13 protein-coding genes are annotated in these 13,545 nt (G+C 73.6%); 4 read left to right on the top strand and 9 right to left on the bottom strand.

The genetic code is table 11. From position 1 onward, the window contains the following. Nucleotides 1–712: acyl-CoA dehydrogenase family protein (locus tag ABWI04_RS10765; RefSeq protein ID WP_353832266.1), on the top strand; the 712-nt coding region annotated here is incomplete at its 5' end. On the opposite strand, the gene ABWI04_RS10760 is transcribed toward ABWI04_RS10765, so the two are convergent. After that, entirely contained in the window at nucleotides 709–2,268 is a 1,560-nt protein-coding gene (locus ABWI04_RS10760) for a FadD3 family acyl-CoA ligase (protein WP_353832265.1), read from the bottom strand. The two genes, ABWI04_RS10765 and ABWI04_RS10760, sit on opposite strands and share 4 nt — an antisense overlap. A 112-nt stretch (nucleotides 2,269–2,380) precedes the next feature. Next, nucleotides 2,381–2,827, bottom strand: a complete 447-nt coding sequence (locus ABWI04_RS10755) for a MarR family winged helix-turn-helix transcriptional regulator (RefSeq protein ID WP_345179343.1) — start codon at nucleotides 2,825–2,827, stop codon at nucleotides 2,381–2,383. Between the two features lie 62 nt (nucleotides 2,828–2,889). Here ABWI04_RS10755 and ABWI04_RS10750 point away from each other — a divergent pair, with 62 nt between their 5' ends. From ABWI04_RS10750 to ABWI04_RS10740, 3 genes are all read left to right on the top strand, one after another. After that, complete coding sequence (locus ABWI04_RS10750; RefSeq protein WP_353832264.1) at nucleotides 2,890–4,011, top strand: FAD-dependent oxidoreductase; 1,122 nt, start codon at nucleotides 2,890–2,892, stop codon at nucleotides 4,009–4,011. Nucleotides 4,012–4,132: 121 nt separating this feature from the next. Continuing rightward, nucleotides 4,133–5,725, top strand: coding sequence for a Coagulation factor 5/8 type domain-containing protein (locus tag ABWI04_RS10745; RefSeq protein ID WP_353832263.1), 1,593 nt, complete (start codon nucleotides 4,133–4,135; stop codon nucleotides 5,723–5,725). A gap of 112 nt (nucleotides 5,726–5,837) precedes the next feature. Then, the gene (locus ABWI04_RS10740) at nucleotides 5,838–6,770 is read left to right on the top strand and encodes an aminoglycoside phosphotransferase family protein (protein ID WP_353832262.1); all 933 of its coding nucleotides are present in this window, start codon (nucleotides 5,838–5,840) and stop codon (nucleotides 6,768–6,770) included. A 104-nt stretch (nucleotides 6,771–6,874) separates the two neighbouring features. Here ABWI04_RS10740 and ABWI04_RS10735 read toward each other — a convergent pair whose 3' ends face one another. The 7 genes from ABWI04_RS10735 to ABWI04_RS10705 form a co-directional block, all read right to left on the bottom strand. Then, nucleotides 6,875–7,504 carry an HNH endonuclease family protein gene (locus tag ABWI04_RS10735; protein ID WP_353832261.1) on the bottom strand — a complete coding sequence of 210 codons (630 nt, stop codon included), beginning with the start codon at nucleotides 7,502–7,504 and terminating at the stop codon, nucleotides 6,875–6,877. A gap of 349 nt (nucleotides 7,505–7,853) precedes the next feature. After that, a complete protein-coding gene (locus ABWI04_RS10730) occupies nucleotides 7,854–8,660 on the bottom strand; it encodes a MaoC/PaaZ C-terminal domain-containing protein (RefSeq protein ID WP_353832260.1) in 807 nt (268 codons plus the stop codon). Further along, complete coding sequence (locus ABWI04_RS10725) at nucleotides 8,657–9,832, bottom strand: lipid-transfer protein (protein ID WP_353832259.1); 1,176 nt, start codon at nucleotides 9,830–9,832, stop codon at nucleotides 8,657–8,659. The genes ABWI04_RS10730 and ABWI04_RS10725 overlap by 4 nt, the downstream gene beginning before the upstream one ends. Continuing rightward, a complete protein-coding gene (locus ABWI04_RS10720) occupies nucleotides 9,829–10,323 on the bottom strand; it encodes a MaoC family dehydratase (protein WP_353832258.1) in 495 nt (164 codons plus the stop codon). Before ABWI04_RS10720 ends, ABWI04_RS10725 begins: the two co-directional genes overlap by 4 nt. 11 nt (nucleotides 10,324–10,334) lie before the next feature. After that, nucleotides 10,335–11,399, bottom strand: coding sequence for an acyl-CoA dehydrogenase family protein (locus tag ABWI04_RS10715; protein ID WP_353832257.1), 1,065 nt, complete (start codon nucleotides 11,397–11,399; stop codon nucleotides 10,335–10,337). Beyond that, on the bottom strand, nucleotides 11,399–12,382 hold the full coding sequence (locus tag ABWI04_RS10710) for a bifunctional MaoC family dehydratase N-terminal/OB-fold nucleic acid binding domain-containing protein (RefSeq protein ID WP_345179328.1): 984 nt from the start codon (nucleotides 12,380–12,382) through the stop codon (nucleotides 11,399–11,401). Before ABWI04_RS10710 ends, ABWI04_RS10715 begins: the two co-directional genes overlap by 1 nt. Beyond that, nucleotides 12,379–13,542, bottom strand: coding sequence for an acyl-CoA dehydrogenase family protein (locus tag ABWI04_RS10705; RefSeq protein ID WP_353832256.1), 1,164 nt, complete (start codon nucleotides 13,540–13,542; stop codon nucleotides 12,379–12,381). Before ABWI04_RS10705 ends, ABWI04_RS10710 begins: the two co-directional genes overlap by 4 nt. Between the last annotated feature and the right edge of the window lie 3 nt (nucleotides 13,543–13,545).

Raw genomic sequence — 13,545 nt, 5'->3', positions numbered from 1 at the left:
CGGGCCGCTGCCCGTCGAGCTGGCCGTCGCCGCGGAGGAGCTGGGGCGGGCCGCCGCGCCCGGCCCCTACGTGGAGACGCTCGCCGCCGCCGAGCTGCTGGGCGGGTCGCCGTGGCTGCCGCGCATCGCCGAGGGCGAGGCGGTCGTGACGCTCGCCGTCCCGCACGCCCTGGACGCCGACGTCGCCGACCTGGTGCTCACCGCCGACGGCGTCGAGCGGAAGGCGGCCGGGGAGGCCGCCCGGTCGCTGGACCCGGCGCGGCGGCTGTTCCGCGTCCCCGGGGGCGCGGGGTTCACCGACCTCGGCGTGCTGCTGTGCGCGGCGCAGCAGGTCGGGATCGGGCGGGCGCTGCTGGAGGTGTCGGTCGAGTACGCCAGGACGCGGCGGCAGTTCGGCCGCCCGATCGGCGAGTACCAGGCGATCAAGCACCATCTGGCGAGCGCGATGGTCGAGCTGGAGTTCGCCCGCCCGCTGGTGTTCGGGGCGGCGCTGGCGTACGGGACGCCGGACTTCGCGCGGGACGTGTCCGCCGCGAAGGTCGCCGCGTCCGAGGCGTCCTACGGGATGGCCAAGACCGCGCTCCAGGTGCACGGCGCGATCGGCTACACCGACGAGTACGACCCGTCGCTGTGGATCCGCAAGGCGCGGGCCCTGTACTCGGCGTGGGGCACCGTGGCCGAGCACCGGGCGCGGGTCGTCGCCGCCCTCTAGAGGCGCTCCTTCAGCTTCACGCGCCAGATCTTGCCGGACGCGGTCTTCGGGAGGTCGTCCACGAAGACGACCTCCCGGGGGACCTTGAAGTTCGCGAGCCGCTCCCGGCAGTGCGCGACCAGCTCGTCCCGCGTGGCCGTCCTGCCGGGGCGGAGCCGGACGTAGGCGCGCCCCACCTCGCCCATGCGCGCGTCCGGGACGCCGACGACGCCCGACTCGGCGACGGCGTCGTGGCGGGCGAGGACGTTCTCGACCTCGGCCGGGTACACGTTGAACCCGCCGACGACGAACATCTCCTTGGTGCGCCCGGTGATGGTGATGTTGCCGCGCTCGTCGACGCGCCCGCGGTCGCCGGTGTCGAGCCAGCCGTCGCGGACCGTCTCGGCGGTCGCCTCCGGGTCGTCCAGGTAGCCCTTCATGACGTTGTAGCCGCGCACGAGGATCGCGCCGTCGGTCCCGGGCGGGACCCGCTCGCCGTCGCCGTCGACGATCGCGACCTCGACGTCGGCGATGGGCCTGCCGGACGTGGTGGCGATGGTCTCGTCGTCGTCGTCCACCGAGCAGGCCGTGACCGTGCCGGACGACTCGGTCAGCCCGTACGCGGTCACGACCTCGGGGAACAGCTCCTCCTTGATGCGCCGCACCAGCGCGACGGGCACGTCCCCCGCCCCCGTCACCGCCAGCCGCAGGGACGACAGGTCGCGCTCGTCCCGGCCGGGGGCGTCCAGGAGGGCGGTGTAGATGGTGGGCGGCCCCGGCAGGACGGTGATCCGCTCCCGCTCGATGAGCCGCAGCGTCTCGGGGACGTCGAACGTGCGCTGCAGCACCATCGTGGCGCCCTGGATCACGCACGCCAGCACGCCGGCCTTGTAGCCGAACGTGTGGAACATCGGATTCACGATGAGGTAGCGGTCGCCCGCCCGGACGCCGGTGCGGCCCGCCCACGCCCGGTAGGTGCGGACGTTCTGCTCGTGCGTGACCACGACGCCCTTGGGCCTGCCGGTGGTTCCGGAGGTGAACAGGATGTCGGCGACGTCGTCCGGCGCGACGGCCGCGGCCCGCGCTTCCGCCTCGTCCGGGGGCGCGGCCTTGGCGGTGAAGTCGTCCCAGGAGATCACTCCCGGGCGCGCGGCGCCGTTGAACGTGACGACCGTCCGCAGCGCGGGGAGCCCGGGGGCGCCGGATCCGTCCACGCCGAGCATGCCGGGGTAGTCGATGCCGAGGAACCCGTCCTCCACGAACAGGATCTTCGCGCCGGCCTTGGAGAGCGGCCACCGGGCCTCGTCACCCTTGTAGCGGGTGTTCAGCGGGACGAGCGTCGCGCCGGCGCCGAGGGCGCCGAGCACGGTGACGATCCAGCGCAGGCCGTTCGGCGCCCAGACGGAGATGCGGTCCCCCGGCTCGATCCCGGCGCCGACGAACGCGCCCGTCGCCTGGCGGACCTGCTCGCGCAGCTCGGCGAAGGTGACCCGGACGTCCCCGTCCACGACCGCCTCCGCGTCCGGAAACTCCCGCGCCGCCCGCGCCACCAACCCCGGAACCGTCAGCTCGCTCATGAGCCACCATCATCCCGGTCGCGCCCCCGCCCGGCCTTCGGCGTCCCGGTGACCGGTACATCCGTCTCGTCCCGGCAAACGAGGGTGTAGGCGCGGCCCGTCTCGCCGTCCGCTAGGCGTCGCGCACTTCGGCCGTGGCCGTCCGGTAGGCCGCGGCGATGCCGTCGAGCATGCCCACCAGCAGCGGCGCCTGCTCCGGGGAGTAGCGGGCGCCGACCTCGTCCAGGTGGCGGCGGGCCCCGGCGGCGAGGGCGCGGTAGTCGTCGAGGCCGTCCTCGACCAGCTCCACGGTGACCGTCCGGCGGTCGTGCTCGCCGCGGACGCGCCGCGCGTAACCGGCCTTCTCCAGCCGGTCGACCAGCCGGGTCGCCGAGGCGGACGGCAGCCGGAGCTCCTCGGAGATCGCGCCCACCGGCAGCGGGCCGCGCATCTCCAGCAGGATCACGGCGGCGACGTCGAGGGGCCGCAGGCCGAGCCGGTCGGCGACCGCCTCGTTGTGGAGGAGGACCGCGATCAGGAATTCGCGGAAGACGTCCTCTCCCGCCCGTTCGGCACCCACCCGCGCAGGATACTCCGGGGCGATGTATCTTCGTATCGGAGATACTTCACTTTGGAGGGGATATGGAGATCCTCGTCATCGGCGCGGGGGTGGGCGGCCTGGCCGTCGCGCGCGCGCTGCTCGCCGCGGGCCACGAGGTGCGGGTCCACGAGCAGGCGCCCGGGCCCCGGACGGGCGGCAAGGCGGTGCTCATCTGGAGCAACGGCAACGCCGTCCTGCACGACCTCGGCGTGACGCTGGACGGCGCCGGCAACCGCATCGACCGGATCGACGCCCTCACGTCCACCGGGCGGCTGCGCACCGGGCAGGACATCGCGCACGCCGCGTCCCGCTACGGCTTCGAGACGAAGGCCATCGCCCGCCGCGACCTGCTCGGACGGCTCGCCGCCGGCCTGCCGGAGGACCTCGTCCGCCACGGCGCGGCCTGCACGGGCCTGACCCAGGACGGCGACCGCGTCACGGCTTCCTTCGACGACGGATCGACCGACACCGGGGACCTGCTGATCGGAGCGGACGGCCACCACTCGGTGGTGCGGCGTCAACTGTGGGGCGACGGCGCCGTGCGGCCCGCGGCGTTCGGCACCTGGCAGGGGCTCGGCCCGATCGGGATCGAGCTGACCGGCACCCACCGCCACCTCATGATCACCGGACGGGAGGGGGCGTGCGGGCTCATGCCCGCGGGCGGCGGCCTGCTCCAGTGGTGGTTCGACCTGCGCTGGACGCCCGGCGACCCGCGGCCCGCGTCCCCCCTCGCCGAGTTGCGGCGGCGCTTCGGGCACTGGGCGTCCCCCGTGCCGGAGGTGCTCGCCGCCGCGGCCGACGGCGACGTCGAGTTCTTCGGGCACCACTGGAACAAGGTGCGCGAGGTCTGGGGCGAGGGCCGGGTCACCCTGGTCGGCGACGCCGCGCACACCATGCCGCCCACCCTCGGGCAGGGCGCCAACCAGACGCTTGAGGACGCCTGGGTCCTCGGCCGCGAACTCGCCGGGGCGGGTGACCCGGCGTCCGGGCTGCGCGCCTACGAGAGGGCCCGCCACCCGAAGATCTCCCTGGTCTCCCGCATGGCGCGGCGCAATCCCGCGAACTGGCGCATCCCGCCGCTGGTCGGCCGGCTGGTCCCGGAGACGTCCCAGAGCGCCCTGCTCGCCCGGTTCAGCAACCGGCTCGCGGCGGAGTTCCCCTAACCGCGCTCTCCTGAGGGACCCGGGCTGACCGGCCACGATGTGAGGACTATTCACATTTTGCCGGATCGGTGTTTCACTCGGCGGAGAGCCACTGGACGTCTCCCCCGGCCGAGGTGCCCCCATGCCCGTCCGCCGTGCCACCCGCGTTCCGATCCTCCTCGTTCTCCTGCTCGCCTTCCTGCCCGTCCCCCGCGCGCACGCGGAGGGCGAGCCGCGCGAGGTGCGCGGCTACGTCGACGCCCACAGCCACCTGATGGCGTACGAGGCGTTCGGCGGCGCGCTCATGTGCGGCAAGCCGTTCGACCCGCGCGGCATCCAGGAGGCGCTGCGCGACTGCCCCGACCACGCCGGCAACGGCGTGCTCGCCTGGTGGGAGAACTTCAACCGGTACGGCACCCCGTTCGGGACCCACGACCCGACCGGCTGGCCGACGTTCAAGGACTGGCCCGCCTACGACTCCCGCACCCACCAGCAGGTGTACTACGAGTGGCTGGAGCGGTCCTGGCGGGCCGGGCAGCGCGTCCTCGTCAACCACCTGGTGGACAACCGGCAGCTCTGCGAGATCTATCCGCTCAAGCGCAACCCCTGCGACGAGATGGCGGGCATCCGGCTCCAGGCGCAGCGGATGCGGGAGATGCAGTCCTTCATCGACGAGCGCAGCGGCGGCCCCGGCAAGGGCTGGTTCCGGATCGTGCGCGACTCGGCGGACGCCCGCCGGGTCATCGAGGACGGCAAGCTCGCCGTCGTCCTCGGCATCGAGACCTCCGAGCCGTTCGGCTGCCGGCTCGTCGACGGCGCCCCGGCCTGCACGCGCGCCGACATCGACCGGGGGCTGGACGAGGCGCGGAGCCTCGGCGTGGCCTCGATGTTCGTGTGCCACAAGTACGACAACGCGCTGTGCGGCGTGCGGTTCGACGGCGGGGTGGCGGGAGCGTTCGTCAACCTCGCCAACTTCGTCGGCACCGGGCGGTTCTGGCAGGCCGAGACGTGCACCGGCCCCGCCCACGACAACACGATCGCCCCGGCGGGCGAGGTCGGCGACGCCCTCCAGCCGATCCTGAAGCTGCTCGGGATGGCGGGGATCACGCTCCCGATCTATCCGAGCGGGCCGCACTGCAACGTCCGGGGGCTCAGCGACCTCGGCGCGTACATGGTGCAGGGGATGATGAAGCGGCACATGATCGTCGAGGTCGACCACATGAGCGTGAAGGCCGCCGGCCGGACCCTCGGCATCCTCGAGGCCGCGCGGTACCCGGGCGTCGTCTCGTCCCACAGCTGGATGGACGCGACCTACCTGCCCCGCGTCTACCGGCTCGGCGGCATGGTGGCCGGGTACGGCAGCGCGGCCGACCGGTTCACCGCCGAGTGGCGGCGGGACAAGGCCCAGCGCGATCCCGCCCGCCTGTTCGGCTACGGGTACGGGCTCGACGCCAACGGCATGGGCGCGCTGCCGGAGCCCCGCACGGGCGGGGACGCGGGTCCACTGCGCTACCCCTTCACGTCGCCGATCGACCCGGCGGTGAAGCTCGACCGCCTCCGCGCCGGGCTGCGCACCTGGGACCTCAACACCGACGGCGTCGCCAACTACGGCCTCGTCCCGGACTGGATCGCCGACCTCCGCGCGGTCGGCGGGCCGGAGATCACCGAGGACATGGCGCGCGGCGCGGAGGTCTACCTGCGGATGTGGCGCGGCGCCGAGGAGGCGCCGTCCTGAAAGACCGGTAGGCTTCACGGCATGCGTTGACCCCTGCCCGGAAGCCGGGCACCACCGACGTCTCCTTCGTGACACGCGACCTGAACCGGAGCACACGAAGGAGACGTCAACCATGAGCACGTCGATCCGCATCGACGTTCCCGAGGCGCTCGCCGCCTCGCACAGCAAGCACTTCGGCGCGTCCGGCCGCGCCTGGATCGCGGCGCTGCCCGACCTGGCCGACGCGTTCCTGGAGCGCTGGGCCCTGCGCCTGGACGGTCCGGGACGGCACGGCATGGCCTCGCTCGTGCTGCCGGTGACCCGCGCCGACGGCACGCCCGCCGCGCTCAAGCTCCAGCCGGTCACCGACGAGCACGCCACCGAACCGGTCGGCCTGCGCGTATGGGACGGCGACGGAGCGGTGCGCCTGCTCGACCACGACGCGGACACCGGCACGATGCTGCTCGAACGCCTGGACGCGGCCCGGCCGCTGTCGTCGGTGGCCGACGACGACACCGCCGTCGGCGTGCTGGCCGAGCTGCTGGTGCGCCTGGTCGCGGCGCCCGCGCCCGAGGGGCTGCGCCGCCTGGCCGACATCGCCGCCGCCATGCTCGACGAGGTTCCCGGGGCCGTGCCCGCGCTGCGCGACCCGGCCGACCGGCGGCTGGTGCGGACGTGCGCCTCGGCCGTGGCCGAACTGGTCGGCGAACCCGGCGACCGCCTGCTGCACTGGGACCTGCACTACGACAACGTCCTCGCCGCCGAGCGGGAGCCCTGGCTGGCCATCGATCCCAAGCCCCTCGCCGGCGACCCCGGATTCGACCTGCTGCCGGCGCTGGACAACCGCTGGGAGGAGGTGGTGGCGAGCGGTGCGATCACACGGACGGTCCTGCGCCGCTTCGACCTGCTCACCGAGGCCCTCGGCCTGGACCGGAAGCGGGCCACCGGCTGGACGCTCGGCCGCGTTCTGCAGAACGCGCTGTGGGACGTCGAGGACGGCGAGACCGCCCTGGGCCCCGCCCAGGTAGCCATCGCCACCGCCCTGCTCCGCCACCGCGCCGGATGACGTCGCAGAGGCGGGCCGTTCTCACCCGCGCGGGCTGAAGGCCCGCGCCGCTCCGGCGCCCGCGGGGAGGCTTCCCGCGGGCGCCGGAGCGGTGGGGCGATCGGTCAGCAGGTGCCGAGCATCGTGGTGAGGGCGCTCCTCTCCGAGCTGTCCACCGTCAGGCCCCAGGACCACTTCACCTGGATCCAGGCGCGGGCGTAGGTGCAGCGGAAGGAGGTGACCGAGGGCTGCCACTCGGCCGGGTCCTTGTCGCTCTTCGCCTGATTGACGTTGTCGGTCACCGCCCACAGCTGGGGGCCGGCGAGGTCGTTGGCGAACGACTGGCGGCGGGAGGTCGTCCAGGACCAGGCGCCGGACGCCCACGCCTCGGAGAGCGGCACCATGTGGTCGATGTCCAGGTCGGACGCCTGCGTCCAGGTGGCGCCGTCGTAGGGCGAGAACCACCTGCCGGACGTCGCGGCGCACGCGGAGTCCGTGGTGACGTTCGTGCCGTCCCGCTTCAGGACGGTCTCGCGGGTGTTGCACGTCCCGGAGATGATGATCCAGTGCGGGAACAGGGAGCGGTCGTAGGTGCTCCCGTGCGACTCGGCGGCCACGGTCAGGGTCGCCAGGCGGCCCGCGGCCGTGGCGGCGGACGGGATGCCGGGCGGGGTCGCGGACGCGGGCGAGGCCGCCGCGCCGAGCAGGGCCGCGCTCAGGGCGGCGGGGAGCGCGAACGTGAGAAGTCGTCGCATCGGGATGCCTTTCCGCGGTCGTCCCCGGGCCGGGGCTGGAACCCCGAGGGGGAGCGGGAACGACGGCACTGCGACGGTGACATTTTCGACAAATACGAATAAATGTCACGCTTTGCTCATGCGCACTGCCGCCGTTGGTCGGAAGCTGACGTCTATCGCCGACCGAAGGCCTCTGAGCTGCGACGAAACAGGCGCTGCCGCTTCCGTGACGGCGGATGAAGAGTTGTTGAACTCCGGGCCCAGCCCCGGGCAAAGCCCGGTTCGGGCGCGAGGCAAGGCGCCCGGAGCCTCACGATCGCGAGAACGCTTTCGGCGTCGTCCCCGAAGCGGCGGGCGAGCGCGCCGCCGCCTAGCGGGCCGCGCCGAAGCGGGCGCGTCCGCCCGAGATGACCGTCGTCCCGTCCACGGCCGCCTCGAACAGGACCGCTCCGCCGTCGCCGTCCCGCCAGGTGCTCACCTGGAGCGCGTCGCCGGGGAAGACGGGTGCGGCGAAGCGGCCTTCGAGCTCGGCCAGGTCGGCGGGGTGGGCGCCGAGGGACTCGGCGAGCGGGAGGGTGACGGCCGCGAGCGTGCACAGGCCGTGCATGATCGGACGCGGCATCCCGGCCGCCTTCGCCGCCTCCGGATCGATGTGCAGGTGGTGGCGGTCGCCGAGCAGCCGGTAGAGCGCCGCCTGCCGCGACGCGGTGGCGACGGTCAGCACGCCGTCCGGGACGGCCTCGGGACGGCGGCGCGACGACGGGCCCCGCTCGCCCCCGAAACCGCCGCTCCCCGGCGCGAACAGCGACCACGTCGCCTCGAAGTACTCGCTCTCGACCGCCACGTCGAAGACGGCCGCGGAGCCCTTGTCCCACACGTCGGTGACGCGTGCGCTCATCTCCACCGAGCCGGAGCGCGGCAGCGGCTTCAGGACGCGGAGGCGCTGCGTCCCGTGAACGGCCGTCCGCACGTCGAACGCGCCCGCCGAGCCCAGGACGTCCGGCGCCCACTGGGCGAGGGTCAGCACGAACGTCGGCAGGACGCGCAGCCTCTCCTCGAACACCAGGTCGAGGTCCGCGGCCCCCGCCCCCACCGCGAGCGCGTAGAGGATGGGCCGCGTCTCGTCGTAGGCCACCGTCCGGGCGCCGAGCGACCGCCCCTGCCACTCATGGGTCATTCGTCCGCTCCGAGGATCAGGCCGCTGGTCGGGACGCCCGTGCCGGCGGTGACGAGGACGTTGTGGACGTCCCCCGGCTGGTTCACCGAGGTGCCGCGCACGAGCCGGACGGCCTCGGCGATGCCGTTCATCCCGTGGATGTAGGCCTCGCCGAGCTGGCCGCCGTGGGTGTTGACCGGGAGCCGGCCGTCGAGCTCCAGGTTGCCGTCGGCGACGAAGTCCTTGCCCTCGCCCTTCGCGCAGAAGCCCAGCTCCTCCAGCTGCGGGAGGACGAGCGGCGTGAAGTGGTCGTAGAGGATCGCGGCCTGGACGTCGGCCGGGGTGAGCCGCGACTGCCCGTAGAGCTGCCGTCCCACCAGGCCCATCTCCGGGATACCGGTGATCTCCGAGCGGTAGTAGCTGGTCATCATGTGCTGGTCGTTGCCGGACCCCTGCGCCGCGCCCCAGATCACGGCGGGCCGGTGCGGGAGGTCGCGGGCGCGCTCGGCGGAGACGACGACGAGGGCCTGACCGCCGTCGCTCTCCTGGCAGCAGTCCAGCAGCCGGAGCGGCTCGGCGATCCACCGGGACGCCTGGTGGTCCTCCAGCGTGATCGGCCGCCCGTAGAACCACGCGGCCGGGTTCGCGGCGGCGTGCCTGCGGTCGACGACGGCGATGCGGCCGAAGTCCTCGCTGGTCGCGCCGTACTCGTGCATGTAGCGGCGGGCGAACATCGCGACCCACTGGGCGGGGGTCGATAGCCCGAACGGGTTCATCCACGCGTAGGCGGCGCTGTCGGCGCTGACGTCCATCGGGCGGTCGGCCTGCCCGAGGCCGTAGCGGGTGCCGGACCGCTCGTTGAACGCGCGGTAGCACACGACGACGTCGGCGACGCCGGTCGCGACGGCCATCGCCGCCTGCTGGACGATGCCGCACGCCGCGCCGCCGCCGTGCCCGATCCGGGAGAAGAACTTCAGCTCGCCGATGCCGAGGTTGCGCGCGATGTGGATCTCGGAGCTGGTGTCGGCGGTGAAGGTCACCATGCCGTCCACGTCGGACGGCTGGAGCCCCGCGTCCATGATGGCGGCGAGGACCGCCTCGCAGGCCAGCCGAAGCTCGCTGCGGCCCGACTCCTTGGAGAACTCGGTGGCGCCGATCCCGGCGACCGCGGCCGCCCCTGGCAGCACGCTCATGCGCCGCTCCCCTGTGCTTCGACGGCCCGCGCTTCGACGGCCCGCGCTTCGACGGCCCGCGCTTCGACGGCCTGTGTTCCCGCGGCGGGCAGTTCGACCACGACGGTGCCGGTGACGTGCGGGCCGATCGCGTTGACGCCGCGCACGGCGATCTCGACCCGGCGGCCGGAGTCGTCCTTGGCCGCGACCGTCCCGGTCAGCACCATCGTGTCGCCCGGGTAGTTGGGCGCGCCCAGCCTGATCCTGATCGCCTTCACGACGGCGGCGGGCCCGGCCCAGCTCGTCACGTACCGGTCGACGAGCCCGTTCGTCGTCAGGATGTTCATGAAGACGTCCCGGGAGCCGCGCTCGACGGCGAGCGACGGGTCGTGGTGGACGTCCTGGTAGTCGCGGCTCGCCAGCGCGGTCGCGACGATCATCGTGCGGGTCAGGGGAATGCTCAGCTCGGGGAGCTCCTCCCCCACCGCCACCTCCTCGTATCCCCGGCTCACCACCTCCCCGATCACAGGGCCGCCCCCAGGAGCTCCAGGTCGAAGGACGCGCCGCCGAGCGTCCCGGAGATCTGCTTGCCCCACAGGAAGTGGCGGTGCACCGGGTAGTCGACGTCCACGCCGATGCCGCCGTGCAGGTGCTGGACGCGGTGCACGACGTTCAGCCCGCCCTCGTCCGACCACCACTTGGCGACCAGGACGGCGCTCTCGGCGTCCTCCCCGGCGTCGATCAGCGACAGGGCGTGCCCGAGGCAGACGCGCAGCGCGTCGATCTCGATGTAGCAGTCGGCGAGCTGGTGCTGGGCGGCCTGGAAGGTGGCGAGCGGGCGGCCGAACTGCTCGCGGCCCGACAGGTAGTCGGCGGCCATGCGCAGCGCGCCCTCCGCGACGCCGACCTGGACGGCGGCCAGGGACACGCGGGTCAGCCGCAGCGCCGTGGCGAGGGCGCCGTCCGGAAGGGCGTGCGCCGGAGCGCCGTCGAGGGTCAGGTGCCCGGCGGCGTCGCGGCTGGTGGTCTCCGCACGCTCCCACGCCACACCGGCGGCCGAGGTCTCCAGCAGGAACAGGCCGGGCCCCTCCGGCGAGACGGCCGAGACGAGGACGTGGCTCGCTCCGAACGGCGTCGGGACGGCGGCCTTCGTGCCGGTCAGCAGCCAGTTCGCGCCGTCGCGGACGGCGGCGCAGCGCGGCGCCGCGGGGTCGGCGGGGGCGAACTCCTCCAGCGCGACGGTCGGCCGCGACGTCCCGTCCGCGAAGGACGCGGGGACGTCCTCGCCGTGCGCGGCGAGCGTGAGCGCGGCGACGACGGCGGGCCAGACCGGGACGGGGGCGACGGTGCGGCCCTGCTCCTCCAGCAGGACGGCCAGGCCGGCGGCGCCGAGGCCCGCGCCGCCCGCGGCCTCGGGCAGCGCGACGCCGAGCAGGCCCGTCTCGCCGAGCTCGGCCCACAGGCCCTCGTCGTACCCGCGCTCGGACGCCTCGGCGTCCTTGATCCGCGCCTGCGTGGCGCGGTCGGTGAAGATCTGCCGGGCGAGGTCCCTGACCGCCTCCAGCTCTTCGCCAAGCGTGAAGTCCATCAGCGCTCCTTGACAGTGTGGGACGGTCCGGCGGGGCGGAACGCCGGCAGGGACAGGTCGGGGTCCGGGTCGATCCAGTCGAGGACGACGGGCATGCCGATCTCGACGTCCTCCGGCGCGACCCCGGTCATGTTCGCGATGAGGCGCGTCCCCTCGGCCAGCTCGATCACGGCGACGACGAGCGGGTAGTCGAACGCGGGGTGGCGCGGGTGGTGGTTGACGACGTAGCTGTAGACGTGGCCGTCGCCCGACGCCTGGACGGTGTCCCAGTCGAACGAGCCGCACTGCGGGCAGCACGGCCCCGGCGGGTGCCGCAGCGACTTGCAGTCGGCGCAGCGCTGGATGACGAGCCGGTGCTCGCGCGCCGCCTCGAACCAGAACGCGTTGTCCAGGTTGATCGCCGGGCGCGGGCGCAGGGCCTTCTTCTCAGCGGGCTTCTCCGCCGGCCCCGGGGCGGGCTTGTCGGCGGGGCGGAACCGCAGGAGGCGCCACCGCTGCGTGGCGACGACCTCCCCAGCCCCGTCCCGGTAGGTCTTGACCGTGCTGACGAAGCGTCCCGCGCCGAGCGCGGTCTTCTTCTCCGGGGAGATCGACTCGACGGTCTCCTCGACGCTGACGCGGTCGCCCGGCACCAGCTCCCGGTGGAACTCGAACTCCGAGTCGGTGGCGACGACGGAGGTGTAGCCGCCCTCGGCCAGCAGCTCGGTCAGCTCGTCGGGACCCGCGGGGTCGGCGCGGACGGACGCGGCGTACCCGCGCATCGTCCACGCCTGCATCATCGACGCGGGCGCCACGACGCCGTCGCGGCCGGTCGCCCGGGCGGCCTCCTCGTCCAGGTAGACGGGGTTGCCGTCCTCCATGGCCTCGACCCAGTGCCGGATCATGGGGACGTTCACCGGGTCCTGCCCGTCCCGCCGCGCGCCGTAGGGCCGCCCGACCCACGCCCGGAGCCGCGCCTCGTACTCCTCGCCGTTCCCGCTCATGACCGCCTCGACCTCGGCAGACCCAGTCCCTGGACGGCGACCATGTCGCGCAGCACCTCGTTGACGCCGCCGCCGAAGGTGTTGACGATGCCCTGCCGCGACAGCTGCTCGATCTGCCCGTGCAGCACGGCCCCCGGCGACTCGGGGCGGATCCGTCCGGCGGCGCCGAGGATCCCGGTCAGCGTCCGCTGGACGTCGATGTGCGTCTCGGTCCCGTAGGACTTGGCGGCGCCGGCCTGCGCGCCGGTCAGCGTCCCGGCCTCCACCGCCATCGTCATCTTCCAGTTCATCAGCCGCATCGCCTCCAGCCGGGCGTGCGTGCGGGCGAGGTCGGCCCGCACCCACGGCAGGTCGATCACCCCGTTCCCGCGCGCCCAGTCGCGGACGTCCTCCCACAGCCGGATCATCCGGCCGCCGAGCGCGGCGAGCCCGATGCGCTCGTGGTTGAGCTGCGTGGTGATCAGGCTCCAGCCGCCGTCGACCTCCCCGACCACCGACGACGCGGGGACCTGGACGCCGTTGTAGTACGTCGCCGTGACGACCATCCCGCCGACCGTCGGGATCGGGCTCCAGGAGAACCCGTCGGCGTCGGTCGGGACGATCAGGATCGAGATGCCCTTGTGCTTCGGCGCGTCCGGGTCGGTGCGCGCCGCGAGCCAGATGTGGTCGGCGGTGTTGGCGCCGCTGGTGAAGACCTTGCTGCCGTCGACGACGTACCGGTCGCCGTCGCGGACGGCCCTGGTGCGCAGCGAGGCGAGGTCGGTCCCGGCGTCGGGCTCGGTGTAGCCGATCGCGAAGACGATGTCGCCCGACAGGATGCCGGGAAGGTACCTGCGCTTCTGCTCGTCGGTGCCGAACCGCATCAGCGTGGGGCCGACCGTGTTGACGGTGACGAACGGGAACGGCAGCCCGGCGCGCTGCACCTCGTCGAAGAACACGTACTGCTCGGCGATCGACCTGCCCTGCCCGCCGTACTCCTCCGGCCAGCCGTAGCCGAGCCAGCCGTCGTTGCCGAGCATCTTGACGATCTCGCGGAACCGCTCGCCGCCCACGCCCTGCTCGCCGGCGCGGCGCCGCACGTCCTCGGGCAGCAGGCCCGCGAAGTACGCCCTCAGTTCCGCGCGCAGCTCGCGATGCGCCTCGGACTCACGCAGATCCATACA

Origin of the sequence: Actinomadura sp. NPDC000929, assembly GCF_040492065.1 — a bacterium.
GTDB lineage: Bacteria > Actinomycetota > Actinomycetes > Streptosporangiales > Streptosporangiaceae > Spirillospora > Spirillospora verrucosospora.
This window is presented reverse-complemented; position numbering and strand designations above follow the sequence as displayed.

What these genes read in the sequence shown, in the direction of transcription:
- ABWI04_RS10760 (WP_353832265.1), bottom strand. Translation starts at nt 2,268, where the DNA reads ATGAGCGAGCTGACGGTTCCGGGGTTGGTGGCGCGGGCGGCGCGGGAG.
- ABWI04_RS10750 (WP_353832264.1), top strand. Translation starts at nt 2,890, where the DNA reads ATGGAGATCCTCGTCATCGGCGCGGGGGTGGGCGGCCTGGCCGTCGCG.
- ABWI04_RS10745 (WP_353832263.1), top strand. Translation starts at nt 4,133, where the DNA reads ATGCCCGTCCGCCGTGCCACCCGCGTTCCGATCCTCCTCGTTCTCCTG.
- ABWI04_RS10740 (WP_353832262.1), top strand. Translation starts at nt 5,838, where the DNA reads ATGAGCACGTCGATCCGCATCGACGTTCCCGAGGCGCTCGCCGCCTCG.
- ABWI04_RS10735 (WP_353832261.1), bottom strand. Translation starts at nt 7,504, where the DNA reads ATGCGACGACTTCTCACGTTCGCGCTCCCCGCCGCCCTGAGCGCGGCC.
- ABWI04_RS10730 (WP_353832260.1), bottom strand. Translation starts at nt 8,660, where the DNA reads ATGACCCATGAGTGGCAGGGGCGGTCGCTCGGCGCCCGGACGGTGGCC.
- ABWI04_RS10725 (WP_353832259.1), bottom strand. Translation starts at nt 9,832, where the DNA reads ATGAGCGTGCTGCCAGGGGCGGCCGCGGTCGCCGGGATCGGCGCCACC.
- ABWI04_RS10715 (WP_353832257.1), bottom strand. Translation starts at nt 11,399, where the DNA reads ATGGACTTCACGCTTGGCGAAGAGCTGGAGGCGGTCAGGGACCTCGCC.
- ABWI04_RS10710 (WP_345179328.1), bottom strand. Translation starts at nt 12,382, where the DNA reads ATGAGCGGGAACGGCGAGGAGTACGAGGCGCGGCTCCGGGCGTGGGTC.
- ABWI04_RS10705 (WP_353832256.1), bottom strand. Translation starts at nt 13,542, where the DNA reads ATGGATCTGCGTGAGTCCGAGGCGCATCGCGAGCTGCGCGCGGAACTG.